This window comes from Streptomyces sp. NPDC048248 (genome assembly GCF_043201875.1).
In the GTDB taxonomy this organism is placed as follows: domain Bacteria; phylum Actinomycetota; class Actinomycetes; order Streptomycetales; family Streptomycetaceae; genus Streptomyces.
In genome coordinates this window covers 97,898-122,730 of record NZ_JBICZL010000003.1, presented here as the reverse complement: position 1 = coordinate 122,730, position 24,833 = coordinate 97,898, and the positions used below count along the sequence as shown (strand labels likewise).

16 protein-coding genes and 1 pseudogene are annotated in these 24,833 nt (G+C 68.9%); 11 read left to right on the top strand and 6 right to left on the bottom strand.

Annotation, left to right across the window (positions count from 1 at the left end; all coding sequences use genetic code 11):
• Window positions 1-257: 257 nt before the first annotated feature.
• Complete coding sequence (locus ACGFZW_RS06595) at window positions 258-1,871, top strand: SUKH-4 family immunity protein (protein ID WP_393892356.1); 1,614 nt, start codon at window positions 258-260, stop codon at window positions 1,869-1,871.
• Here the strand turns inward: ACGFZW_RS06595 and ACGFZW_RS06590 are convergent.
• Window positions 1,870-2,207, bottom strand: a pseudogene (locus ACGFZW_RS06590) (GNAT family N-acetyltransferase); the annotation flags it as partial. The gene ACGFZW_RS06595 and the pseudogene ACGFZW_RS06590 overlap by 2 nt on opposite strands.
• A gap of 130 nt (window positions 2,208-2,337) precedes the next feature.
• On the opposite strand from ACGFZW_RS06590, the gene ACGFZW_RS06585 reads away from it, so the two are divergent.
• The 7 genes from ACGFZW_RS06585 (at window position 2,338) to ACGFZW_RS06555 (ending at window position 12,299) form a co-directional block, all read left to right on the top strand.
• Complete coding sequence (locus ACGFZW_RS06585) at window positions 2,338-4,470, top strand: SUKH-4 family immunity protein (RefSeq protein ID WP_393891929.1); 2,133 nt, start codon at window positions 2,338-2,340, stop codon at window positions 4,468-4,470.
• Window positions 4,471-4,746: 276 nt separating this feature from the next.
• Window positions 4,747-7,005, top strand: coding sequence for an SUKH-4 family immunity protein (locus tag ACGFZW_RS06580; protein ID WP_393891928.1), 2,259 nt, complete (start codon window positions 4,747-4,749; stop codon window positions 7,003-7,005).
• Between the two features lie 88 nt (window positions 7,006-7,093).
• A complete protein-coding gene (locus ACGFZW_RS06575) occupies window positions 7,094-7,396 on the top strand; it encodes a hypothetical protein (RefSeq protein ID WP_393891927.1) in 303 nt (100 codons plus the stop codon).
• Between the two features lie 563 nt (window positions 7,397-7,959).
• On the top strand, window positions 7,960-9,156 hold the full coding sequence (locus tag ACGFZW_RS06570) for an ABC transporter substrate-binding protein (RefSeq protein ID WP_393892355.1): 1,197 nt from the start codon (window positions 7,960-7,962) through the stop codon (window positions 9,154-9,156).
• Window positions 9,153-10,172 carry a carbohydrate ABC transporter permease gene (locus ACGFZW_RS06565; protein ID WP_393891926.1) on the top strand — a complete coding sequence of 340 codons (1,020 nt, stop codon included), beginning with the start codon at window positions 9,153-9,155 and terminating at the stop codon, window positions 10,170-10,172. The genes ACGFZW_RS06570 and ACGFZW_RS06565 overlap by 4 nt, the downstream gene beginning before the upstream one ends.
• Before the next feature lie 14 nt (window positions 10,173-10,186).
• Entirely contained in the window at window positions 10,187-11,038 is an 852-nt protein-coding gene (locus ACGFZW_RS06560; RefSeq protein WP_393891925.1) for a carbohydrate ABC transporter permease, read from the top strand.
• A 295-nt stretch (window positions 11,039-11,333) separates the two neighbouring features.
• Window positions 11,334-12,299, top strand: coding sequence for a TauD/TfdA dioxygenase family protein (locus ACGFZW_RS06555; protein ID WP_393891924.1), 966 nt, complete (start codon window positions 11,334-11,336; stop codon window positions 12,297-12,299).
• 16 nt (window positions 12,300-12,315) lie between these two features.
• Here ACGFZW_RS06555 and ACGFZW_RS06550 read toward each other — a convergent pair whose 3' ends face one another.
• The 4 genes from ACGFZW_RS06550 to dusB all read right to left on the bottom strand — a co-directional run bounded on the left by ACGFZW_RS06550 (window position 12,316) and on the right by dusB (window position 19,117).
• Window positions 12,316-13,161, bottom strand: coding sequence for an ArsR/SmtB family transcription factor (locus tag ACGFZW_RS06550; protein WP_393891923.1), 846 nt, complete (start codon window positions 13,159-13,161; stop codon window positions 12,316-12,318).
• A gap of 593 nt (window positions 13,162-13,754) precedes the next feature.
• Window positions 13,755-16,490: a pyruvate, phosphate dikinase gene (ppdK, locus tag ACGFZW_RS06545; protein WP_393891922.1), complete on the bottom strand. Its 2,736-nt coding sequence runs from the start codon at window positions 16,488-16,490 to the stop codon at window positions 13,755-13,757.
• Between the two features lie 749 nt (window positions 16,491-17,239).
• Window positions 17,240-17,812: a MarR family winged helix-turn-helix transcriptional regulator gene (locus ACGFZW_RS06540; RefSeq protein ID WP_393891921.1), complete on the bottom strand. Its 573-nt coding sequence runs from the start codon at window positions 17,810-17,812 to the stop codon at window positions 17,240-17,242.
• Between the two features lie 177 nt (window positions 17,813-17,989).
• Window positions 17,990-19,117 (bottom strand): tRNA dihydrouridine synthase DusB, encoded by a 1,128-nt coding sequence (dusB, locus tag ACGFZW_RS06535; RefSeq protein WP_393891920.1) that lies wholly within the window; start codon window positions 19,115-19,117, stop codon window positions 17,990-17,992.
• A gap of 134 nt (window positions 19,118-19,251) precedes the next feature.
• On the opposite strand from dusB, the gene ACGFZW_RS06530 reads away from it, so the two are divergent.
• The gene (locus ACGFZW_RS06530) at window positions 19,252-20,706 is read left to right on the top strand and encodes an MFS transporter (RefSeq protein WP_393891919.1); all 1,455 of its coding nucleotides are present in this window, start codon (window positions 19,252-19,254) and stop codon (window positions 20,704-20,706) included.
• A gap of 155 nt (window positions 20,707-20,861) precedes the next feature.
• Here ACGFZW_RS06530 and ACGFZW_RS06525 read toward each other — a convergent pair whose 3' ends face one another.
• Window positions 20,862-21,851, bottom strand: a complete 990-nt coding sequence (locus tag ACGFZW_RS06525) for a helix-turn-helix transcriptional regulator (RefSeq protein WP_393891918.1) — start codon at window positions 21,849-21,851, stop codon at window positions 20,862-20,864.
• A 101-nt stretch (window positions 21,852-21,952) separates the two neighbouring features.
• Between ACGFZW_RS06525 and ACGFZW_RS06520 the strand changes: the two genes are divergently transcribed.
• Window positions 21,953-23,440: an MFS transporter gene (locus tag ACGFZW_RS06520; RefSeq protein ID WP_393891917.1), complete on the top strand. Its 1,488-nt coding sequence runs from the start codon at window positions 21,953-21,955 to the stop codon at window positions 23,438-23,440.
• A 282-nt stretch (window positions 23,441-23,722) separates the two neighbouring features.
• Complete coding sequence (locus tag ACGFZW_RS06515) at window positions 23,723-24,727, top strand: aldo/keto reductase (protein ID WP_393891916.1); 1,005 nt, start codon at window positions 23,723-23,725, stop codon at window positions 24,725-24,727.
• The last annotated feature ends 106 nt before the right edge of the window (window positions 24,728-24,833 follow it).

Below are 24,833 nucleotides of genomic sequence, written 5' to 3'. Positions count from 1 at the left end.
CCGAGCCAAGGCTGGTGCTGCTCATCAACACACACAGAGCAGGTCGGACCCGACGCTCGTATGAGCCGGAGCGTCTCATCTCCAGAACTGTCACCGGACTGACCAGCGGCCACGTTGCCGTATTGGCCCATACCGCGCCGCGTGATCTCCCGCACAGGTCCGAGGTCGTCTTTCAACTGCCGGAGAGCGAGGCGACAGAAGGGCTGGAGTCGCCTCTGCTGCGGGCACTGGCATTGTCCGAGGCGCGCGTCACACCGATGCGGGTCTGGACCGAGTTGGCTGACGCCCTGGCCGGTCAGCCGACATCAGAATCGGCGCTCACACAGCTTCTGGGTGAGCGTTCCGACACGATCCAGCAGAGCCCCAACGGCGTTTCCTTTATTGATGAAGGAGCAGCAGAACAGCTCCGTCGAGCGGCAGAACCTGCGGATATCACGCGAGTAAGCCGGCATCTGTTCGATTGGCTGCAGCGAGTCTCAGACGAATACAGACACCCAGAGGGATGGGCCCAATACGGCCCAGAAGGCCTGTATGCGGCGACAGGAATGGCCGCGCATGCCGTGCAGGCAGGGGCACTGGATGAGCTGCTGTCGAAGGGTGAACTTCTTGCGAACATTCCTCAAACGGTCCTGATGGACGCGGCATGTTGCGCAACTGGGGGCAGCGTCCCGGGCAACTCCGCTGCCGCCGATGGAATTCACCTTTGGTCGTATGGAGTTGGATCGACCAGGCAGTCGGAGTGGGCGGCCTTGATGCACTTGATGGCCACGGCACGAAATGACTTGACCTTTGCCTCTGCAGTCGCCGAGTCGGACGTCCAGCTACCTTGGAAGGCCAAGTGGACGCGCTGGCGGCCGCCCGGCGGCTACCACGTGAGCTACACACACATGACGCCACTGACGGGGACCGCCGAAGTGCGCTGGCACGGTCGCCCCGCCGTCGCCGGCATCTGCGAACGCAAACGGCCGGACGTCGCCATCTGGGACGCCGAGACCGGAGAGCCCCTCGCTGCCCCCTTCCAGGGAGTTGACCTGCCCGACGAATACCTCGAAGCGCTTTCCTGGCCGTCCCAGGCCGACGCTGACCGGCCTAGGCCTTTGACATCTCAAGATCTGTACACGGGCGTTCCCGAGGGGCACGGCGCACATCCTGCTCTGCTCGAAAGCCCCCCACTCTCCGTCGGAGACCTGGTGGTACTCGGAGGAGCGCACGGGCTCTTCGCGATCGAACCCCAGGCGGGAGAGGAATTTGTGGGCTTCGGCTCCCGCAATATCGAGCCGCTCTCCGGTCCCTACGCCGCGGCGGGCCGGACAGCCCCCGTAAACGCGCCTCCGCCCGCCCCTGGCGATCTCATCCACCTCTACGGAGAGGAGGAAGTCTTCGAACTCGAAGAGGAGGAGCTCCCCGAAGGCCTGACGGACGTAGCAACTCGGCGCTTGCTCCTTGAGGTTGGCCTGCCCAATATGAGGGAAGGCGGCATGGGACTTTACCCGTACGGGGATTATCGCTTCGAGGTGATGGACGAAGTCACTTGGCCCGACGATGTCGCCATGGCCGAAGAAACCGGACCCTTCTTCCAGATCGGCTTCTGGATGGGCGGCGAACTCGTCATCGACGGCCCCACCGGGCATGTGCTCCGGGTCCCGACAGAGCCCGACGAGGAACACCTCGCAGCGCTCCCCGCCGCGCACAGCCTGGACAACTTCCTCACCATGGTCGGACTGTGGGCCACTGGCCTTCGCACCATGCAGAACATCCAAAACGACCTCGAGGCCCACTTGCTACCCCAGTACGTGGCAATCGCGCACTCGGCCATCGACCCGGCGGGAGCCGAGGCACCAGCGTGGTCATATGTATTCCACAATTCATAGCCGTTGCACGCGGGATCGACCCGATGGCCAGGCGGCGGTGGCCTGTTTCGTGGATCAGCCAACGGGCCAGTGTGCGTACGGCGTCCGTGCCGAGGCCCTGACCGAGCCGCCTCGCCGTGATTGACGATGTCGATCTCTGCATGGCGGAAATCGGAGTCGGTCTCCTCATCGAACTGGATCGCACCGATGACCTCCCCGTTGAGGACGATGGCGAGCATGTCCGAGAGTCGTCGGTACCGACCACCACGCCGCGACGGTCGGTTCTCTGACGATCCGGTCGAGCGTTGCGTTGTCGGACTCCGTCGTCGGCCGGAGAATGACCGAGGCTCCATGCAGGGTTCATGCGCACATTGTCCAAGCGTGAGAGGGCCAGCTGCGGGGGCGTACCGGCATGCGTGTCAGCTGCGGAGAGGGCTACGTCAAGGTTGACGCAATTGTTTCGGAGCGTCGGCGGCAGAGGAGTGTTGTGCGCCACGAAGCGAGCCAACAAGATGCCGTTGCCCAGCTCAGTAACTGGTGGAGCAGTGCCAGTTGGGTACCGGAGGTGCGAGAGGTTGCCGGCCCTCCACGCTCCGGCCGCACCGGCGTGCTGCGGGGGCTGGCCCAAGAGATCCCGGGTGCAATCGTCATCGATGCAACTGGGCGAACCACCGAAGAGCTGTGCGAGGCGGTCGGCGCACGGTCCCAGGAAGAGTCGGGGCGAGCGCGAGCCCTCGTGCTGCTTGTGAACGTGCACCGCGCCGGCCGGACACGACGGTCCTCCCATCCTCGGCGGATCATTGAGTCCCGGCTGGACGAACTCGCGGAGCTTCACGGGCTCGGCATCGTCGTGGAGATCGCCGACGAGGACGATTTCCTCAGTGTGGACCGCCCTCGGTACGTGGTGGGCCTCCCTGAAGTCGAGCTCAGCAATACCGCCGACTCCGCCCATTCGCCCGAAATCGTGGCTCTTGCGCTCGCAGAAGCACGGACCGTTCCGTTGGCCATATGGCGTGTCCTGGCGACGGCGGCCACTTCACGAACGTGGAACGAGGGAGGTCTCGAAGAGATCGCCTCACAACACCCCGGGCTTGAGTTGTCAGGCAGCGGCACTGTGTCATTTGCGGACGAGTCGTTGGCCGATGCCTTGCGGAGCACGATCAGCGATGAGGACGCGCAGCAGGCTCACCGTGCAGTCGTGGCGTGGCTTCTCGAAACGGCCGGCCCAGCGCATCACGCGACCCCCGACGGGGCCCCCGCTCAAGTAACCATTGCGGATTTCACCGCGACCGCGATCGCCATGCATGCAGTCGGAGCCGGAGAGTTCACGCGATTGATGCGACACGGCACCGCTCTGGCCCTCCTCCCGCAGGATGCTCTGCTCGATGCGGCTTCCTGCCTACGCCACGGAACCCCGGTAGACACCCTCGCATCAGACGCGTTCTACGCGCACTCCTACGGCGTTCGTCCGGACCGTCAGGGTGAATGGGCAGCATGGCTCAACCTGTTCACCACCTCGCGGCGTGAGACGGAAATCGCGCAGGACATCGCCATCGCCGGCGGCGATTCACTGCCGTGGCGCTGCCGTTGGTCGCACTGGCGGCCGCCCGGCAGCTGGCAGCACCAGTTCATCGAGCCCGGCCCGGTGGCCGGACTCGCCCACGTGCTCTGGCGGGAAAGGCCAGTCGTTCTCGGGTGGGGAGAATTCCGAGATGCTGTCCGTCCGATCTGGATGTGGGACGCGAAGACTGGTGAGTTGCTGGCTCCGGCCTTCAACACCGTCCTCCCGGATGAAGTCCTCGCGGCGTTGGCCTGGCACGACGGCCGTGACGAGGAACTGACTTTCAAGAACCTCGCGTACGAAGCCGCGCGCAGCTACAGCGAGGGGCCTGACCGGGCCTGGCTGCCCTGTGCCCTGCACGTTGGCGACTCACTGGTGGTCGCCGGGCCGGGCGGCGTCTTCGCGGTGGAGGGGGTCGGCCGGTCGACGTCGGCACGGCTCGCTCCGACCAGGGAGGCGGATCGGATTTGGCCGTACCGCAGCGTGACCGGGTCTCCGCCGGCGGAGATCTTGATCCCTGAACACAGCACCTGCCAAAGGGTTTTCGCACCGGATCCCGTCACAAGAATTTCTCCGGAAAGACTGCCGGCCGGGCTTCGTGACACCACCGCACGCAGAGTTCTCCAAGAGGTAGGTCTGCCGTTGGGGGAGGTGGGCGGGCTCCAACTCTCACTTCCCGGCGAGGGCGAACTGCCGATGACGACCCCCTGGCGTGATGGCGAGCAGCCTTCCGACGCTGAGGGTCCCTTCTTCCAAGTCGGACAATGGTGGGGTGGGGCCGTCGTCATCGACGGAGCCAACGGAACGGTGCTGCGCGCCCAGGCACCGGACGAGCCCGACGGGTGGAGCCCGAACAAGGTGGCCGCGTCAGATCTCCCTTCCTTCCTGGCAATGCTGCAACTCCGCAAGCTCGCTTCGCATTTCATGGCGATGGCTCCGTGCGATCCCGAGCAGCGCGTACTGCGGTATCAACTCGAAGAAGGACTGGAAGAGATCGACGAAAGAGGTGCGGAGTGCCCTGCTTGGATGCGCGGACTGCTGGGTGACCCCGTGTGGTGACTGGGCACAGAATCAGAGTAGTAGCGGCATGGGCCGGTGGGGTTCGGCCTCGGTCGTCGGCAGCTACCGGCTCGGCGCATGGATGGAGAGGGGGTCCGTAGTGCTGGAAGGGTCGATCCGACCCCTCCTCCAGGACACGGCGAGCGGCTACTCCGCGGTTCATCTGGCCAGCAGTCTTCCTGGGCCGCCTACCGTGCTTCGGCTCTCCTGCTAGTAGAGAACGAGTTGGTTGGCCATTGCCGCCGCAGCCGTGACCACACCGTCGAGCCACCGGGAATGAGCCAGAAGTGGCACGCCTTGCATCGGCCCGACCCGGAGAACCAACAGCCAGAGGAATTGGACATGGCGGAACACATTCAAGTCGCGCCGGGCGCATCGGGTCAGGAGATCATTTCCCTCCTCGTGAGGTGGTGGCGGAACTGGCGGCCCGGAGATCGGTTGGCCCACCTCGCGGACCCATCGGGGTCCGACGGCGCTGCTGTTCTGCGAGAGGTGCACCGGCAGGTTGCAGGCAGCGTGCTGTTGGACGCTGCTGGACGGACGGCCGAAGAGGTACATGCCGAGGCGCTGCGATCCCTCGGTGTCGATACGTCTCCAGGCAAGCGGTCGGATTGGCCCCGTGCGCTCAAGGGGATGCGCGAGAAGCGGCTCATCCTCATCATGAATGCTCATCGGGCAGGCCGTACCCGCAGCTCTTCCGAACCGGACAAGGTGGCGTCCTGGACCGCCAAGGATTTGAGCGGAGAGAAAACCGGGGTGATCCTCCATCACACCCCTGTCTGGCTCTCTCGCCTCTCCGAGGTTTCCTTCACCCTTCAGAGCCGGGGCTCCTCTGAGACAGCCTGGCCGACGCCTGTTCGCGCATTGGCTCTGGCGGAGCCTCGGGTCGTGCCATTGCGTGTGTGGGCCGAACTCATTCTGGCTCTCGGTGGGGAGCCCATCACCGAACACGCGCTCCACCGCCTGCTGGAAGACTTTTCCGACCACCTGGTGTCCGGAGAGCACGGCGTGGCGTTCGCCGACGAAGGTCTGGCGGAAGAACTCCGTCGCAGCACGGGAGACGAGGAGGTCAGCCGGGTCAACCGGCACATGGCCGAGTGGCTCACGGAAATCTCCCCCGAGTTCCTGCATCCGGAAGGATGGGCGAAGTCAGGCCCTGAAGGGCTGTACGCCGCTGAGGGGCTTGCCATGCACGCAGCACAGGCCGACGGATCGGCCGGTCACGGCAACCCCGGGCCCCTCTTCAAGGGCCTGCTTCAGGACGGTGGTGCGCTGGCCAATATCCCTCAGACGACACTGATGGACGCCGCATACTCCGCGTTCGTCGTCGACCTCCCGGGAAACAGCGCCGCCGGCGACGCCATACACCTCTGGTCGTACGGCGTGATCCCGCCCAGCCAGCCGGAGTGGGCCGCATGGCTGCATCTGATGGCTACCGCCCGAGGTGACCAGCGCCTCGCCGCCGCCATCGCCGAATCCGGTGTGCACTTGCCGTGGAAGGTGAAATGGACACACTGGCGCCCACCGGGCGGCTACCACTGGCGGTTCCTCGAACCGGGCCCGGTGGATGGACTGGCCGAAGTGCGCTGGCAGGGCCGTCCCGCTGTTGCCGCCATCGAGACGTGGACATCTCGTGCGGACATCTGGGACGCGGTTTCCGGTGAACGCCTTGCCGGGCCCTGGTACGAAGAGATTCCGGAGGAGTATCACGACGACCTGTCCTGGCCGCCTGGTGAGCAGGAAGGCGGCGCCGGCCCCCAAACCGTCGATGCCTTCGAGGACGCCATGTCCGATGAGGAACCGGTTCACGATCTGCTTCTCGGCAGCCCTCCGCTGTCCCTCGGGAACCAGGTGATCGTCGGTGGTTCGGGGGGCCTGTTCGCCATCGAGTCCACAGAAGGAAAGGTTTTCTCCGGCGTCAACTGCTCCGGCGCTGAACCTTTTTCGGGACGCTACGCCTTCACCACCGCGGTCATCCCCGTCGATGCTCCTCCGCCCGGCCCCAGCGATCTGGTCGAGTTGTACGGGGCCCGTCGGATACACACCCTTCCGGAAAGCATGCTGCCCGAGGGTCTTACGGACGAGCCGACGCGTCGTACGCTCATCGAATTCGGCCTGCCCGCATTGAGCAATGAAGACGGCCTGGGCATCTACCCTCTCGGCGATGGCCGCATGGACATCTTTGACGAAGTCAACTGGCCGGCGGACCTCGACACCGTAAAGGAATCCGGGCCCTTCTTTCAGATCGGCTACTGGATGGGCGGCAGACTCGTCATCGACGGCCCTACGGGACACGTACTGCGCATCCCGACCGAGGACGGTGAAGAGCACCTGGCGGGCCTTCCCGCCGCGCACAGCCTGGAGAACTTCCTCACCATGGTCGCCCTGTGGGTCACCGGCCATCTCACCAAGGGACTTGTCGAGGGTGACGACGAGGCCTATCTCCTCCCCGATCACGTGCTCGCAGCCCACAAGCTCATCGACCCGGTAGGAGCCGAAGCTCCCGCCTGGGCATACGCCTTCCACAATCCGTAACTGGGGGACTCGCGGCAGCTGTATCAGCGCGGGTCCACGCACATACTGCGCCAGCCCATACCGAGCCCGACCGAACAAGGAGAATCACGTGCCGGAGGACGATCCACCGGAAGGCGAGAATCGGGTGCCGGCCACCCCCGAGGAAGCGCTGGAGATTGCCGGTGCCAGTTTCAAGCCGATCTACCGCGACGGCACCCCGGCATCCCTGCGCGTCGAAGAGTTCGACATCGGTTACCTCATCTTGGCCACTTTCCCCCCGACCGAGCCTCGTTCGTTCGGCGGAAGCCACCTCATCATCTCCAAAACTGACGGCACGCCGACCTTCGTGCCCAACTTCCCACCGAAGTCTGCGATCGCCCTCTACCGCAAGCGCCACCACCCCAATCCTTGAGTGAGGAAGCGCAAGCGACACCGCGTTCAGGTGCAGGGGAGGCGGGTGGGTGGCCACTGCCGAAGAGCCCTGAGGAGGCCCTGGAGATCGCCCGGACGCAGTACGCGCCCGTGTGGCCGGACGGAACACCCGCGCCGTTGCGGGTTCGGGAATTCGATGTCGGATATTTGGTGTTCGCGAAGCTGCCGCCTCTTCCGGAAATTCCCGCGGCGGAGGGCGGGCGGCGGCGTCCCCGGATGTGGAGCCGGCCGGTGCACCGGCCCGGCTGGCGCACGGCCCGGCCGTGGCCTGATTCGGCTGCCCTGACGCGAACAGCGGGCATATATCGCCCCCAAGCCTGGTTCGTCATGGTGCTTCGTGAAGTTGCAATGCGCGCTTCACGGTCGTGCGGCAGAGTGGACGATCGCGCCATGAGGTGATCGACGATCACCGGTGGGCAGCATGCAGCAGTCGGGTACGAGCAGGCGGCAGGCGACGAACGCAGGGGGCGACGGGACGTGAAGGCGAGTATCGACAGGCGGCGGGTGCTGGCGGCCGGCGGTGGGGTGGCCCTCGCCGCCGCGTTGGGCACCGCTTGCGGCTCCAACACCGGTCGTGGCGGCTCGGGTTCGGGGCCGGCGATCAGTCAGTGGTACCACCAGTACGGCGAGCCCGGCACGCAGCAGGCCGTGAAGCGGTACGCCGCCGCGTACAAGAAGGCGGACGTCACGGTGCAGTGGCGGCCCGGCGATTACGACCGGCAGACGGCGGCGGCGTTGCTGACGGATTCGGGGCCGGACGTCTTCGAGGTCAACGGGCCCCTGTTGGACCAGATCCAGGGCGGACAAGTCGTCGATCTGACCGCCGAGGTCGAGCCGGTCAGGGACGACTTCAACCAGGCCGTGCTCGCCCCGAAGATCTGGCGGGACAAGATCTGGGGCATCCCGCAGGCCATCGACATGCAGCTGCTCTATTACCGCAAGAGCCTGCTGAAGGACGCGGGGGTCGAACCCCCGCGTTCGCTCGACGAGTTGGTGGACGCGGCGAAGAAGCTGAGCACGAAGAAGACCAAGGGGCTGTTCCTGGGGAACGACGGCGGGGTGGGGGTGCTCGGTGGGACCCCGCTGTTCGCTGCCGGGCTGATTCTGATCGATGAGGACGGGAAGGTCGGGTTCGATGATCCGGCTGCCGCCCGTACGCTCGGCAAGGTCCGGCAGCTGTACGCCGACAAGTCGCTGCTGCTCGGGGCGCCCACCGACTGGTCGGATCCGGCCGCGTTCATCCAGGGGCTGACCGCGATGCAGTGGTCGGGGCTCTGGGCACTGCCGCAGATAAAGAAGGCATTCGGGGATGACTTCGGGGTGCTGCCGTTCCCGAAGGACGGGAGTGGCGGCAAGCCGTCCGTCCCCGTGGGCGCGTACGGCTCCGCGGTCAGTGCGCGGAGCGCGCGCAAGGAGGAGGCGAAGGCGTTCGCCAAGTGGCTGTGGGTGGACCGGACCGATTTCCAGCGGGACTTCGCGCTGTCGTACGGATTCCACATTCCGGCACGGATCTCGTTGGCGAAGAAGGCCGCGCAGCTGCGGGAGGGAGCGGCCGCGGACGCGGTGCGGTACGCGACGGAGTACGGCTACGCCGAGCCGCTGCTGTGGACGACCGCGGACCGTACGGCCTACCAGGATGCGCTGAGCCGGATCATCAAGGACGGCGCGAACCCGGAGAGTGAGCTGAAGCGGGTGGTGCGCAAGGTCAACGCCGAGCTTCAGCGGGTCGGGAAGACGTGACGGTCGACCGGACGGCGGTGGGCGAGCCGGACGCGGCGGCCCCGGCAGTCCCGGCGGCACCGAAGGCGAAGGCGGAGGCTGCCCGACGGGGCACGTTCACCACCCGCCTGCTCGGGCCGCAGCGCCGCAACCTCTGGTTCTGGCTCTTCGTCGGCCCGTTCGCGGTCGGTCTCGGGCTGTTCACGTACGTGCCGTTGGCGTGGAGCGTCTATCTCAGTTTCTTCGACGCGCACAACACGGTGAGCCCGAAGGGGTCGGACTTCGTCGGGCTGGGGAACTACGGCGCGATGCTGACCGATGGTGCGTTCCTCGGCAGTCTTGGGACGTTCGCCCTGTTCACGGCGTTCATCGTGCCGGCGACTTATGTGCTCTCGCTCGGACTGGCGCTGATGGTCAACCGGCTGCGTGTCGCCCAGGCGTTCTTCCGGTCGGTGTTCTTCCTGCCGACGGCGTGCTCGTACGTCGTCGCGGCGCTGATCTGGAAGCTGTCGATCTTCAACGGGGTGCGGTTCGGGCTGGCCAACACGGTCCTTGGGTGGTTCGGCGCGGACCAGACCGCCTGGCTGTCGACCACCGATCCGCCCTGGTACTGGCTGGTCATCGTGACCGTGCGGCTGTGGCTGCAGGCCGGGTTCTACATGATTCTCTTCCTTGCCGGGCTCCAGCGGATCTCACCGCAGCTGTACGAGGCGGCGGCGGTGGACGGGGCGCGGCCCGGCTGGCAGGTCTTCCGGCACATCACCTTCCCGCAGCTGCGTGCCACCTCCGTTGCGGTGGCGCTGCTGCTGGTGATCAACGCGTTCCAGGCGTTCGACGAGTTCTACAACCTGCTCAGTGACGCGCGCGGCTATCCGCCGTACGCCCGGCCTCCGTTGGTCTATCTGTACTACACGGCGCTGGGGCGGGAGCAGAATCTCGGGCTCGGCAGTGCGGGTGCGGTGATCCTCGCGCTGATCATCGCGCTGGCGACCGTCGTCCAGGCCCGCTGGTTCGGCCTCGGCCGCAAGGAGGACTGAGCACGATGCCCCGCATGGCTCCCCACACGACGCAGGACGCTCTCCTCCGGGCCGGACGTGCGCTGCGGATTGTCGTCGTGCTCGCCCTGGCGCTGCTGTTCCTGATCCCGTTCTATCTGCTGGTGCGCAACGGGCTGTCGACGGAGCGGGACATCACGGCGCCTGACTGGACGTTCTTCCCGCGTGAGCTGCAGTGGTCGAATCTGGCCGAGGTGTTTCAGGACCCGGGTCTGCCGTTGGGCCGGGCGCTGCTGAACTCCTCACTGATCGCGGTGTCGACGACCGTGGGGACGGTGGTTCTGGCCTCCCTGGCGGGGTACGGACTGGCCCGGATCCCCTACCGCCATTCCCATGTCGTCTTCTCCGCGATCCTGGGGACGCTGATGGTTCCGGCGGCCGTCACGTTCGTGCCGAGCTTCGTGCTGGTGTCGTCGCTCGGGTGGATCTCGACGCTGCGCGGTCTGGTCGTGCCGACCCTGTTCAGCGCCTTCGCCTGCTTCATCTTCCGGCAGTACTTCCTGGGCTTCCCCAAGGAGCTGGAGGATGCGGCTCGGGTCGACGGCCTCGGGTACTGGCGGACGTACTGGCGCATCGTCGTGCCCAATTCCCGGCCGGTGTTCGCGGCGGTCGGCACGATCGTGTTCATCGGGGCGTGGAACGCGTTCTTGTGGCCGCTGGTGATCGGCCAGGACCAGGAGGCGTGGACGGTCCAGGTCGCGCTGTCCACGTTCACCACCGCGCAGGGCCTCAACCTGCACGAACTGTTTGTCGCTGCGGCCGTCTCGATCGCCCCGCTGGTGATCGTCTTCCTGCTGCTGCAGCGCTACATCGTGGCGGGTGTGGAACGCACCGGCATCGACGACTGAGTCATGAGGTACGGTGCGGACATGAGCACGCAACTCGATTCCCGTGAGGCGGAGCCGCGAGACCGCGGCCCCCACGGTGAGTGCGCGCCCCGCGGCCTGAGCTTCCTCTGCCGCCGCGGTCGGGTGGGTTCTCCCCCGGCCTGTCTTTGTACGTCCTGACGGTGCTCCGACCGCCGGCGCTCGCCGCCGGCCTCCGGCCCCGGTTCACGACGTAGCTCTCCCCTCCCCGTAGCACCGCCTGCCTTCTCCTTCCGCGGCACGCCCTGCGTTGCCTTTCCCTTTCCAGGAGGATCAGTTGACGGCCATCGTCGATTCCGCCGTTCCCGCCACGTCCACCGCTCCCGCCGCCCCCGTTCTGCGCGATCACCGCATTCCCGCCGACGGCCTGTACGAAGGCCACCGCGTCCTGCGCCGCACCCCCGACGACTGGGACGACCGGCCCTACGACCTGTTCGATGTGGTGCCGAAGGCTGCCACGATCGGGGCCGAGATTCGCGGTGTGGACCTGTCCCGACCGCTGTCGCCGGCCCTGCGCGCGGAGCTGAACCGGGCGCTGCTGGAGTGGAAGGTGCTGTTCTTCCGCGGTCAGCATCTGGCGTCCGACGCGCAGCGCGCATTCGCCCGGAACTGGGGCGAGTTGGAGACCAATCCGCTGCTGGCGCGGGGCGACGCCCGGGATGTGGTGCGCTTCGACAAGGCGGCGGGGGCGGTCCCGACCTTCGAGAACGTCTGGCACACGGATGTGACGTTCCGGGCCCGCCCCGCCCTGGGCGCGGTGCTGCAGCTGCGGGAGGTGCCGCCTGCGGGTGGTGACACGATGTGGGCCGACATGGCCGCGGCGTACGACAACCTGCCTGCGGACATCCGGGAGCGCATCGACGGCGCACGGGCCGTGCACGACTATCTCCCGGGCTTCTCCCGCTTCTACTCGGCCGAGCAACTGGCGCCGTACCAGGATGAGTTCCCGCCCGTGGAGCATCCGGTCGTGCGGCGTCATCCGGAGACCGGGCGGCGGATGCTGTTCGTCAACGCCTCGTTCACCACCCGGATCGTGGGGCTCGGGCAGGCGGAGAGCGACCGGCTGCTGCGGCTGCTCTTCCAGCAGGCACAGGTACCGGAGTTTCAGGTGCGGTTCCGCTGGCAGGCCGGGGACGTGGCGTTCTGGGACAACCGTGCCACCCAGCACTACGCGGTGAACGACTACGGCGCGCACCGCCGGGTCGCGGAACGTGTGGCCATCGCGGGCGACCGGCCGTTCTGACCGGCCGCCCACGGCGTCAGACCTGCCGCTCGCAGACCGCCGCCGCCTCCGCCGGGCGTGCGCCACGCAGCAGTGCCGCGCCCAGCGGAGTGAGCGTGTGCAGCACGGCGTTGCCCTGGCGCAGCGTCACCAGCAGTCCGGCGTCCCGCAGTACGGTCGCGTGCTGGCTGGCGGAGGCCAGCGAGACATCGACCCGGCGGGCGAGTTCGCTGGTCGTGCAGCCGACGCCGATGCCCCGCAGGATCGCCGAGCGGGTCTGGCCGACGAGCCGGCCCAGCGAACGCTCCGGCGGGGTCGGCGGCGCGAGGCGGGGCGTCTGGTGCTCGACCGGGTAGACCAGTACGGGCGTCAGGTCCGGGTTGTGGAAGGTCACCGGGGTGCGGCGGCAGAAGTACGAGGGAAGCAGCAGCAGTCCCCGCCCGTTGAGATGGAGGTCGCGGTCCACCGGATAGTCGGCCTCCAGGACGGGCGCCCGCCAGCGCATCATCGGCGGCAGCGAGGCAAGCAGCCGGTCCGCGCCGCCGTCGAGCAGGGCCCGCCCGCGGGCGGCCCGGTCGGCTTCGATACGACCCTGCAGACGCGGCCAGTGCGGCGCGACGGCCGCCTCGTAGTAGCGCCGGAGGACGCCGGCGAGCCGGCCGAGCGGGCGGGTGTCGCCCTCGGCCATGGTCCGTATCCACGGCGGGAGCGGCCGGGCCGTGGAGAGTCGGGACAGCTCGTCGTGCAGCCGTACGGCGGGCGTCGCGCGCAGTGCGCACAGCGCGTCATCCATCCCGAGAAGCCCTTCGGCGGGCGTCAGGAAATCCGGAAAATAGCCGCGCGTGGGCACGAGTGGCGCCAGCAGACGCGTTTCGCCATTCAACTTTCCGCGGGTCGCCGAACGCCATTTGCCGAACGCCGGATCGTCCCGTCTGTCACGTAGGCGGTGAAAACTTAAAACGGTCTCCCACAGCGCGTCCGGGCGTGCGGCAATCCGCACGCGGGCCAGATCGAGTCCACTGAAATGGACGCGTAACACCGAACCCCCACCCTTGGTTTCCTCAGTCGGCCCCCGGCTACGCCTGAGTATGCACGCCAACACGCCCTGTCACCATGCCCTTTTGGCCACACTTGAAAAGGGTCGCGCCACCAGGAGGGCGAGAGGAATGCTGTACTCAATTCGACGGCGAGGCGAACGGAACGGATTGCTCGATCCCGTGGGGGGTGATGGGCAAATGACCGGCCGTTCGGCGCTCCCGTTGAAGGCCGCCTTCCCTCGCCGACTGGGGTGGCGGCAACTCCCGAGGGGGGAGTCCGGAGAAAAGCGAGGGCGGCACCTCCGCACAGGTGCCGCCCTCGTCGGGGTTCCGGAGCCGACAGCCGGGCAGCTGAGGGTTTGGTGCCGGGCCTCGGACTCCGGTGGTTTCCCGGGTCCCCCGGGCGCGCTGTGCGCCCAGGGTCCCCGTGCCGCTCCGACTAGCGGCTGTCGCTGCCCTTGGACTCGGCCGCCGCGCGGCCCGCCTCCAGTCGTGCGACCGGGATGCGGAACGGCGAGCAGGAGACGTAGTCCAGGCCCACCTCGTGGAAGAAGTGCACCGACTCCGGGTCACCGCCGTGCTCACCGCACACACCGAGCTTGAGGTCGGGGCGCGTGGCGCGGCCCGCCTCGGCGGCGTTGCGGACCAGCGAGCCCACGCCGTCCTTGTCGATCGTCTCGAACGGGCTGACGCCGAAGATGCCCTTCTCCAGGTACGCGGTGAAGAAGCTGGCCTCGACGTCGTCTCGGGAGAAGCCCCACACGGTCTGCGTGAGGTCGTTCGTACCGAACGAGAAGAAGTCCGCGGACTCCGCGATCTGGCCGGCCGTCAGCGCGGCGCGGGGCAGCTCGATCATCGTGCCGAGGGTGAGCTTGAGGCTGACGCCGCGAGCCTTCTCGACCTCGGCGATGACCTGCTCGGCCTCCTCGCGGACGATCTCCAGCTCCTGGACGGTGCCCACCAGCGGAATCATGATCTCCGCACGCGGGTCGCCCTTGGCGTTCTTCCGCTCCGCGGCCGCCTCGGCGATCGCCCGCACCTGCATCGCGAACAGACCGGGGATGACCAGGCCGAGGCGGACGCCGCGCAGACCCAGCATCGGGTTCTGCTCGTGCAGCTTGTGCACGGCCTGGAGCAGGCGCAGGTCGTTCTCGTTGGAGTCCTTGCGGGCCTCGGCGAGCGCGACCCGTACCGACAGCTCGGTGATGTCGGGCAGGAACTCGTGCAGCGGCGGGTCCAGCAGCCGGACGGTCACCGGCAGCCCGTCCATCGACTCGAACAGCTCGATGAAGTCGGCCTTCTGCAGCGGCAGCAGCTGGCTGAGCGCGGCGTCCCGGTCGGTCTCGGTGTCGGCCAGGATGAGGCGCTCGACCATCTCGCGGCGCTCACCGAGGAACATGTGCTCGGTGCGGCACAGGCCGATGCCCTGGGCGCCGAAGCGGCGGGCGCGCGCGGCGTCCTCGGCGTTGTCGGCGTTGGCCCGCACGCGCAGCCGGCGCACCCGGTCCGCGTACGCCATGATTCGGTGGACGGCCTTGACCAGCTCGTCCGCGTCCTCGGCGCCGGCGTGCATCCGGCCCTCGAAGTACTCCACGACCGGGGACGGTACGACCGGTACCTCGCCGATGTAGACCTTGCCGGAGGAGCCGTCGATGGAGACGACGTCGCCCTCCTCGATGACGGTGCCCTCGGGGGTCGTCATCCGGCGGGACTTGGTGTCGACCTCCAGGTCCTCGGCGCCGCAGACACAGGTCTTGCCCATGCCGCGGGCGACGACGGCGGCGTGCGAGGTCTTGCCGCCACGGGAGGTGAGGATGCCCTCGGCGGCGATCATGCCGTTGAGGTCGTCGGGGTTGGTCTCCCGGCGGATGAGGATGACCTTCTCGCCGGAGCGGGACCACTTGACCGCGGTGTAGGAGTCGAAGACCGCCTTGCCGACCGCCGCGCCGGGCGACGCGGCGATGCCGCGGCCGATCATCTCGGACTTCGCGCCCAGGTCGAAGCGGGGGAACATCAGCTGCGCGAGCTGCGCGCCGTTGACCCGCTGGAGGGCCTCGGCCTCGTCGATCAGGCCCTGGTCGACGAGCTGCGTGGCGATCCGGAAGGCGGCGCCCGCGGTGCGCTTGCCGACGCGGGTCTGCAGCATCCAGAGCTTGCCGCTCTCGATGGTGAACTCGATGTCGCACAGGTCCTTGTAGTGCGTTTCGAGCGTCTCCATGATCTGCATCAGCTCGTCGTACGACGCCTTGTCGATGCCTTCGAGGTCGGCGAGCGGCACGGTGTTGCGGATACCGGCGACGACGTCCTCGCCCTGCGCGTTCTGCAGGTAGTCGCCGTAGACGCCCTGGTGGCCGCTGGCCGGGTCGCGGGTGAAGGCGACGCCGGTGCCCGAGTCGGGGCCGAGGTTGCCGAAGACCATCGAGCAGACGTTTACCGCGGTGCCGAGGTCGCCGGGGATGCGCTCCTGGCGGCGGTAGAGCTTGGCGCGGTCGGTGTTCCACGAGTCGAAGACCGCGCGCACTGCGAGGTCCATCTGCTCGCGGGGCTCCTGCGGGAATTCCCGCCCGGTCTCCTTGGCGACGATCTGCTTGAACTGGTCGACCAGCGCCTGGAGGTCGGCTGCGTCCAGGTCGACATCGACGCTGACACCCTTGGCCTGCTTGGCCTCCTCCAGCGCCTCCTCGAAGAGCTCGCCGTCGACGTCCAGCACGGTCTTGCCGAACATCTGGATGAGGCGGCGGTAGGAGTCCCACGCGAAGCGGTCGTCACCGGCCTGTGCGGCGAGGCCGGAAACCGACGCGTCCGACAGCCCGATGTTGAGGACGGTGTCCATCATGCCGGGCATGGAGAACTTCGCACCGGAACGCACCGATACGAGCAGCGGGTCGTCGGCCTGGCCGAGCTTTTTGCCCATCTTCTGCTCAAGGGCGTCGAGGTGCTGCGAGACCTCGGCACGCAGTGCCGCAGGCTCCGTACCACTGTCGAGGTAGACCTTGCATGCCTCGGTGGTGATGGTGAAGCCCGGGGGGACGGGAAGGCCCAGGTTGGTCATCTCGGCGAGGTTCGCGCCCTTGCCACCGAGGAGGTCCTTGAGGTCCTTGTTGCCCTCGGTGAAGTCGTAGACGAACTTCACGGACTCCGGCTGGGTTACGTGGGGATCTTGTGTTTCCGACACGGGACTGGACTCCTCGCGGACGGCTGCCCTGACGGCGAGGAACATACCCAGATCGAAGGCACATGGGTACGTCCACTTGGTCGACATGCGCGCGTAACCAGCCGTCCGCCAGCAGATCGAAAGTGATCTCTCCTTCGACACTGCATTCACTACCTGAATGCAGCACTCCGCTACGCAATCGGAAGTGGGTCCACCCGCTACGGAGTGCGACGATTTCCTTGATCACTCGAACGCATGAAGCGTGGCACCCGGTGCCACCATTGGAGAGGTGGAGTCCCGCTCGAAACGCTCATCTGAGCGCACCCCCTATCAGGGGTGGCGAGAATCACGCGCTGGGAGGGGTCCCGATTCCACCATCCGGACCGCCTCGCGCGACGTCGGACGGACCCGCAACCGGTGGTCTCAGCCGTCCCGGGGACCCGACGGCGACCTCCGGGACGGAAAGGACGGGCGCTGCCGGCGCACTTTCGGCCACGTGGTCGAAGAGGCCGTCCACCAGCGCGGGGACCCGCTCCGCGCAGCCGCCGGCGGCCCCGGAGGTCGCGTGGGCAGGGCCCGACAGCCAGGCCAGGAGCTCCGGCGGGGGCTCGCGACGGCGAGAGACAGGATCAGGCCAATCGTTCGCGAGCGGCGGGAACAGCACGTCGACGTCCGGGGTCGTATACGGCTCGGCAGCCGGATGCCGCTCAGCTGAGCGGACCTTGTGGGACCCGAACCGTGTGGGCCCAGGCCATGTGGGACGTGCCCGCTCAGCCCTTCGCGCGCCGCCCGCTGCGCCGCGGCCGCGGGTCCTTGCCGTCCAGCAGCTCCAGCCTGCGTTCCTCGCCGTGCGTCTCGACCTGCATCACGACGCGGCGCAGCAGATCCGCCAGGGCGAGCGCCTCGTCGTCCGCCAGCCCGTCCGTGACGAAGGCTTCCTCGGCGTTGAACTGCGGGAAGAGGCGGGCCATCAGCCGCTCCCCCTCGGGCGTGAGCGAGAGCAGCGCGAGCCGGCCGTCGGTCGGGTGGCTGTTGCGCTCCAGCAGGCCGCGGCTCTGCAGGGTGCGGGCGACGCCGGTGAGCGTGCCCTTGGAGATCCCCGCCTGCTCGGCGACCCGGCGGGTCTCCCGCTCGCCCCAGATCCACACCACCCACAGGACGACGAAGGAGGTCCAGGTCAGGTCGGCGGTGCGCAGCACGGAGTTTTCGAGGTGCTGTCGTACGGCGGCCGCGGCACGGTAGATGTTCGCCACCGCGGCCATCGGCTCGTGCCGGACGGGCGTGTCGCCGAGCTTGTCCTGTACCGCCTTCTCCGTGTCCCTGATGGAACGGTGCCCGCTCACCACAGCATCTCCCTGGGGTCGCCCGTACGCCCTCGCGTGCGCGCAGCGCGCCCCATCATTCCCGCCGCAGGAGCTTGATACCGCCATTGATCGGGCGCTCCCACCGTCCGGCCCAGCGCTGCTTCCGCCTCGCTCACAGCACCGCTTGGTGACGGCCACGGCCGGATCGCCGGGCGATCAGCCGCCCGAGGTGTCCAGCTCCGCGTCGGCGTCCACGCCCGCGCAGTCGTAGGGGTCGTTCAGCCAGCCGTCCGGCAGGACGACCCGGTCGCGGCCCGAGGTGCGCCCGCGGGGGCCGTCCGCGCCCGCCGGCCACGGCTGGTCCAGATCCAGCTCCGACAGCAGGGCGTCCAGCTGGTCGAGGGAGGAGGTCACCGCCAGATTCCGGCGCATCTCGGAGCCGATCGAGAAGCCCTTGGTGTACCAGGCGACGTGCTTGCGGAAATCGATCACGCCGCGCTTCTCGTCCCCGATCCACTCGCCGAGCAGCGTGGCGTGCCGCAGCATCACGGCCGCGACCTCCTTGAACGTCGGCTGCGCGGCCGCACCCGTGCCCTCGAACGCCGCCACCAGATCGCCGAAGAGCCACGGCCGGCCCAGGCAGCCGCGCCCCACGACCACGCCGTCGCAGCCCGTCTCGCGCATCATCCGCACGGCGTCGTCCGCCGACCAGATGTCGCCGTTGCCGAGCACCGGGATCTCCGGGACGTGCTCCTTCAGCCGCGCGATGGCGTCCCAGTCGGCGGTGCCGCTGTAGTGCTGGGCCGCGGTCCGGCCGTGCAGCGCGATCGCGGTGATCCCCTCCTCGGCGGCGATCCGCCCGGCGTCGAGGTAGGTGATGTGGTCGTCGTCGATGCCCTTGCGCATCTTCATCGTCACCGGCAGCGTGCCGGCGTTCGCCACCGCCTCGCGCAGGATCGAGCGCAGCAGATTGCGCTTGTACGGCAGCGCGGAGCCGCCGCCCTTGCGGGTGACCTTCGGCACCGGGCAGCCGAAGTTCAGGTCGATGTGATCGGCGAGGTCCTCGTCGGCGATCATGCGGACGGCCTTGCCGACGGTGTCCGGGTCGACGCCGTACAGCTGGATCGAGCGCGGCTTCTCGGTCGCGTCGAAGTGGATCAGCTGCATGGTCTTCTCGTTGCGCTCGACCAGTGCCCGCGTGGTGATCATCTCGCTGACGAACAGGCCCTTGCCGCCGCTGAACTCCCGGCACAGCGTCCGGAAGGGTGCGTTGGTGATCCCGGCCATCGGTGCGAGCACGACAGGCGGCTGCACCGTGTGCGGACCGATCTGCAGCAAAGTCATGAGAGGCGGATTCCTTCGACGGGTCGGGCGAGGCGGGTCGCGGGGCCGGCAGGGTCGTGCGACCTCCTATTGTCCCGCACCGCGCGACCTGTCCCGCCAGGGCCGGTCGCGACAGGTCGTTGTAGCGTTCAACCATGCCTGAGCTCAGCCACCGGCGGCGCCTGCTCGTGCTGGCGATCTGCTGCATGAGCCTGCTGATCGTCAGCCTCGACAACACCATCCTCAACGTCGCCCTGCCCTCGATGCAGCGCGAGCTGCACGCCTCGGTGTCCGGCATGCAGTGGACCATCGACGCCTACACCCTCGTGCTGGCGTCGCTGCTGATGCTGTCCGGATCGACCGCGGACCGGCTCGGCCGGCGCCGGATCTTCCTGATCGGGCTGGTCGTCTTCGCCGTGGGGTCGCTGCTGTGCAGCCTCGCGGCCGATCTGCAGTGGCTGGTCGTCTTCCGCATGGTGCAGGCCGTGGGCGGCTCGATGCTCAATCCCGTGGCGATGTCGATCATCACCAACACCTTCACCGAGCCGCGCGAGCGGGCCCGCGCCATCGGGATCTGGGGCGGCGTCGTCGGCATCAGCATGGCGGCCGGTCCGGTCATCGGCGGACTGCTGGTGCAGACCGCCGGCTGGCGCTCGATCTTCTGGCTCAACGTCCCGATCGCCGCCCTGGCGCTGTTCCTCACCCTGCGCTTCGTCCCCGAGTCGCGCGCCCCCTCCCCGCGCCGCGTCGACCCCGTCGGCCAGCTGCTGGTGATCTCGCTGCTCGGCTCGCTGACGTACGCGATCATCGAGGCCCCGGAAGCCGGCTGGCACTCCCCGCAGATCCTCGGCTTCGCCCTGCTGGCGCTCGCCTCCCTCGCGGGTCTGCTCGTCTACGAGCGGCGGCGCCGTGAACCCCTGATCGATCTGCGGTTCTTCCACAGTGCGCCGTTCAGCGGAGCCACCGTCATCGCGGTCTGCGCCTTCGCCGCGCTCGGCGGCTTCCTCTTCATGAACACCCTCTACCTGCAGAACGTCCGCGGCCTTTCGGCTCTGGAAGCGGGCCTCTACATGCTGCCCATGGCGGGCATGACGCTGGTCTTCGCGCCGCTGTCCGGCCGGCTGGTCGGCAACCGCGGCCCCCGCCTGTCCCTGCTGCTCGCGGGCACCACGATGGCCCTGAGCGGGGTGCTGTTCGCCGCGTTCGACGCCGAGTCGAGCACGGCGCTGCTGTTCACCGGCTATGTCGTGTTCGGCATCGGCTTCGGGCTGGTCAACGCGCCGATCACCAACACCGCGGTGTCGGGGATGCCCCGCGCGCAGGCGGGTGTGGCCGCCGCGGTCGCCTCCACTAGCCGGCAGGTCGGGCAGACGCTGGGCGTCGCGGTGATCGGTGCCGTGCTGGCGAGCGGGGCCCACGACGCGGCGAGTGACGCCGCCTTCATCGCGGCCGGCCGCCCGGCCTGGTGGATCATCACCGGCTGCGGCACGGCGGTCCTGCTGCTCGGCGCCCTGACCACCGGAGCCTGGGCGCGCGGCACCGCCCGGCGCACGGCGGACCTCTTCGACGAGGCGTCCGCGGGCCGGAGCGCGGCGAACGCCAACTCCTGACCGGGTACGGTCCGCAGCGCGCGAGACGGCTGTGCCGGTGCGGCCTCGGGGTCAGCACATGGCGGCGTCACGGGGTCGCCGCGTCGGGCATGACGCCGTCGCGGGAGGTCGCGGAGTCGCGGCCTTGAGGCGAGCCCCGTGCCCCGGCCCGCGGTTCACGCTCCGACCGGCGCCGGCTCCGCCGACCGCTCCCACCGCACGAGGCGATCCAGTCGTTCCAGCCGCTCCCGCGAAGCCTCGTCCACGGGCGTGTAGGCCAGCACCTTGGGTCCCGGGTTGGGCCCCGTCCACAAGCTCGTCGAGGACAGCTGCAGCAGGCCCACCTCCGGGTGCCGGAAGACCTTCGTGCTGCTCGACGGGCGCACGACCTCGTGCCGCGCCCAGACTTCCCGGAACTCGGGCGACGCCTCCGACAGCCGCGCGAGCAGCGCCTTCCAGGCGGGCTCCGCGACGTGCTCGGCCATCGACGCCCGGAACTTGGCGGCCATCAGCCGGGCCGTGTTGTCCAGGTCGACCACCCGCGACCGCCACTCCGGGTGGGTGAACGCCAGCCACATGCAGTTGCGGTCCTCCTGGGGCAGCGCGTCGAGATCGCACATCAGCTGCCCGTACGCCCGGTTGTGGGCCAGGATGTCGAACCGGCTGTTCTGCACCACGGCGGGGAACGGCGAGAGCTGGTGCAGGACCTGCCGCATCCCCTCGGTGACGCCGGTGCACTCCGTGCCGGGCATCGGATCGACCGCCCCGGCCAGCGAGAACAGATGGCTGCGCTCGGCGCTGTCGAGCAGCAGCGCACGGGCCACGGCGTCCAGCACCTGCGGGGAGACATGGATGTCCCGGGCCTGTTCGAGCCAGGTGTACCAAGTGACGCCGACCGCGGCGAGCTGCGCGACCTCCTCGCGGCGCAACCCCGGGGTGCGGCGGCGGCTGCCGCGCGGCAGCCGGACCTGCTCGGGCGTGATCCGCTCCCGCCGGCTGCGCAGGAAGGCGGCGAGCTCGGCCCGCCGGGCGGCCCCGTCCCCGCGGGTCCCGGTGCGGCTGCCACGCTCGTCACCCTGGGCGGCGGCATGCGCACCCGGGCCGCGGTGGTCTGTGGGAACCTGCGACCTGCTCACGTCCACCGTCCTGCTCACGTCCACGCTCATACCTTCAGGGTGCCGCAGTCGGCAGCCGGTTGCCAGGTAGCACCGGTACCAGGATAAGAAGACTCTGGTACCCCTTTGAGCGTCCGGCGATCGTCGTTCTCGTGAGCGATACCCGAGTCCCGACCACCGACCCGCACCCCCAGGCCGGCACGACCCCGGCCCCTTCTTCGGCCATACCGGCACCTCCGGCGGCCACCACCCCGGCCACCACCCTGCTGACCCCGCTCGGCCTGCTGACCGTGCTCCTCGGCGCGGCCCTCCCCCTGATCGACTTCTTCATCGTCAACGTCGCCCTGCCGACGATCGACGAGGATCTGCGGGCAGGTCCCGCGATGCTGGAGATGGTGGTCGCCGGCTACGGCGTCTCCTACGCCATGCTGCTGGTCCTCGGCGGCCGGCTCGGCGACATGATCGGCCGCCGCCGCCTGTTCCTGTGGGGTCTGGCGGCCTTCGGCGTGACCTCGCTCGCCTGCGGCCTGGCGCCGGACGCGTGGACGCTGGTGATCGCCCGGGTCGCCCAGGGCGGCGCGGCCGCGCTGCTCCTGCCGCAGGTGCTGGCCACCATTCAGGCGACGACGGCCGGCAAGCGGCGCGCCAAGGCCGTCAGTCTCTACGGGGGCACGGCCGGCGTCTCCAGCGCCGTCGGCCAGGTGCTCGGCGGGCTGCTGGTCTCCGCGGACCTCGCGGGCAGCGGCTGGCGTGCGGTCTTCCTCGTGAACGTCCCGATCGCCGCCGCGGCCTGGCTGCTGGCCGCCCGCACCGTCCCCGAGACGCGCTCCCCGCACCCGTCCCGCGTCGACGGCACCGGCACCGTGCTGCTCGCCGTCTCGCTGATCACGCTGCTGCTGCCGCTGACCGAGGGCCGCGCGGCCGGCTGGCCGCTGTGGTCCTGGCTGCTCCTCGGCGTCTTCCCGTTCGTCGCAGTCGCGTTCGTCCTCGTCGAGCGCCGCGCGGAACAGGTCGGCCGCACCCCGCTGGTCCCGCCCTCGCTGCTGCGCATCCCCTCCGTGCACAGCGGGCTGGCCATGCTGGTGCCGTTCTCCGTGGGCTTCGGCGGCTTCATGTTCGTGGTGGCCGTCGCCCTGCAGAACGGCCTGCACTACGGGCCGTTCGCGGCCGGCCTGTCCCTGGCGCCCCTGTGCGCCACCTTCTTCCTCGCCTCGCTGGCCGGGCCACGGCTCGTGCAGCGCTTCGGCCGGCGCGTGGTCCTGACCGGGTCGCTGATCCAGGCGTCCGGGCTGCTCGCCCTGGCGCTGACCTTCCGTGCCGGCTGGCCCGACGTGTCGGTGGCCGGCCTCGCGCCGGGCATGGCGGTCCTCGGCGTGGGTCAGGGTCTGGTACTGCCGGTGCTGGTGCGCATCGTGCTGAGCGAGCTGCCGGCGACCCAGGCCGGCGTCGGCAGCGGCGTCATGGTGACCACTCAGCAGTCGGGCCTGGCGCTCGGCGTCGCCACCCTCGGCACTCTGTTCCTCGCGCTCCTGCCCTCTCTCGGCATACGCGACGCGTTGCTCTCCGTGCTCCTCGCGCAGCTGCTCATCGTCCTGGGCACCACCGCACTCGCCCTGCGGCTGCCGCGCGCCGTGCGCTGATCGAGAACGGGAACGGGAACGGGGCGGAGGCTCCCAGCGGCAGGACCCCATCGGTGGGTCCGCCGCTGGGAGCCTCGCCGGGGCGCTTCCGTCGAGGCGACACCGCGAGGAATCCGACCGGCGAGGGCGCCCTCACGACACATGACGCGAGAGCCTCGCGCAACGACTGACAAATATTGAAATCTGTCATCCGTCATGCCATAGTTGTTTTACGAGCTGCCGCGCGGGACCACCTCACCGGCCGCTCGCGCCCTCGCCCCCGTCTCCCCTCTGGAGCGCACCGTGCAGACCCGTACCCTCGGCACCACCGGCCCGCAGACCTCCGCCCTCGGCCTCGGATGCATGGGCATGTCCGCCCTCTACGGCGACGCCGACCGCGCCGAGTCCATCGCCACCGTTCACGCCGCCCTCGATGCCGGCATCACCCTGCTCGACACCGGCGACTTCTACGGCATGGGCCACAACGAACTACTGATCAACGAAGCGCTGCGGACAGCGCCCACGGCCGCCCGCGAAAAGGCGCAGACGAGCGTCAAGTTCGGCGCCCTGCGCACGGTCGAAGGCGCCTTCGCCGGATACGACGGCCGCCCCGACGCGGTGAAGAACTTCGCCGCCTACTCCCTGCAGCGCCTCGGCCGGGACCACATCGACATCTACCGCATCGCCCGGCTCGACCCGGCCGTCCCGATCGAGGAGACCGTCGGCGCCATCGCCGAGCTGGTCGAGGCCGGCCATGTCCGCCACATCGGCCTCTCCGAGGTCGGCGCCGAGAGCCTGCGCCGGGCCGCCGCCGTCGCCCCGATCTCCGACCTCCAGATCGAATACAGCCTCATCTCCCGGGGGATCGAGGACGAGATCCTGCCCACCGCTCGCGAACTGGGCATCGGCATCACCGCCTACGGCGTGCTGGCCCGCGGCCTGATCAGCGGCCACTGGCAGCGCGACCGCCAGCTGGCCGCCAACGACTTCCGCGGGATGTCACCCCGGTTCCAGGGCGAGAACCTCGACCGCAACCTCGATCTGGTGGACGCGCTGCGCAAGATCTCGGAGCAGCGGAACGTCTCGGTCGCCCAGACGGCCATCGCCTGGGTGCTCTCCCGCGGCGAGGACATCGTTCCGCTGGTCGGCGCCCGCCGCCGTGACCGTCTGGCCGAGGCGCTCGGCGCCGCGAACTACCGGCTGGACGTCGATGACCTGGCCGCGATCGAGGCCGCGGTGCCCGCCGGTTCCGCCGCGGGCGACCGCTACCCGGCGTCGCAGATGGCTCACCTGGACAGCGAGCGCTGACCGCCGGGGCGCGCCCCAGGGGGCGCCAGGTACCGTCCCTAGGTATCTGGCGTAGGCGCTCCTCGGTGCCCCGCCGCCTCCGCCCGCCTCCCTCCGAAAGGCCGTC

What these genes read in the sequence shown, in the direction of transcription:
- ACGFZW_RS06530 (WP_393891919.1), top strand. Translation starts at nt 19,252, where the DNA reads ATGCCTGAGCTCAGCCACCGGCGGCGCCTGCTCGTGCTGGCGATCTGC.
- ACGFZW_RS06580 (WP_393891928.1), top strand. Translation starts at nt 4,747, where the DNA reads ATGAGCCAGAAGTGGCACGCCTTGCATCGGCCCGACCCGGAGAACCAA.
- ACGFZW_RS06595 (WP_393892356.1), top strand. Translation starts at nt 258, where the DNA reads ATGCGGGTCTGGACCGAGTTGGCTGACGCCCTGGCCGGTCAGCCGACA.
- ACGFZW_RS06560 (WP_393891925.1), top strand. Translation starts at nt 10,187, where the DNA reads ATGGCTCCCCACACGACGCAGGACGCTCTCCTCCGGGCCGGACGTGCG.
- dusB (WP_393891920.1), bottom strand. Translation starts at nt 19,117, where the DNA reads ATGACTTTGCTGCAGATCGGTCCGCACACGGTGCAGCCGCCTGTCGTG.
- ACGFZW_RS06525 (WP_393891918.1), bottom strand. Translation starts at nt 21,851, where the DNA reads ATGAGCGTGGACGTGAGCAGGACGGTGGACGTGAGCAGGTCGCAGGTT.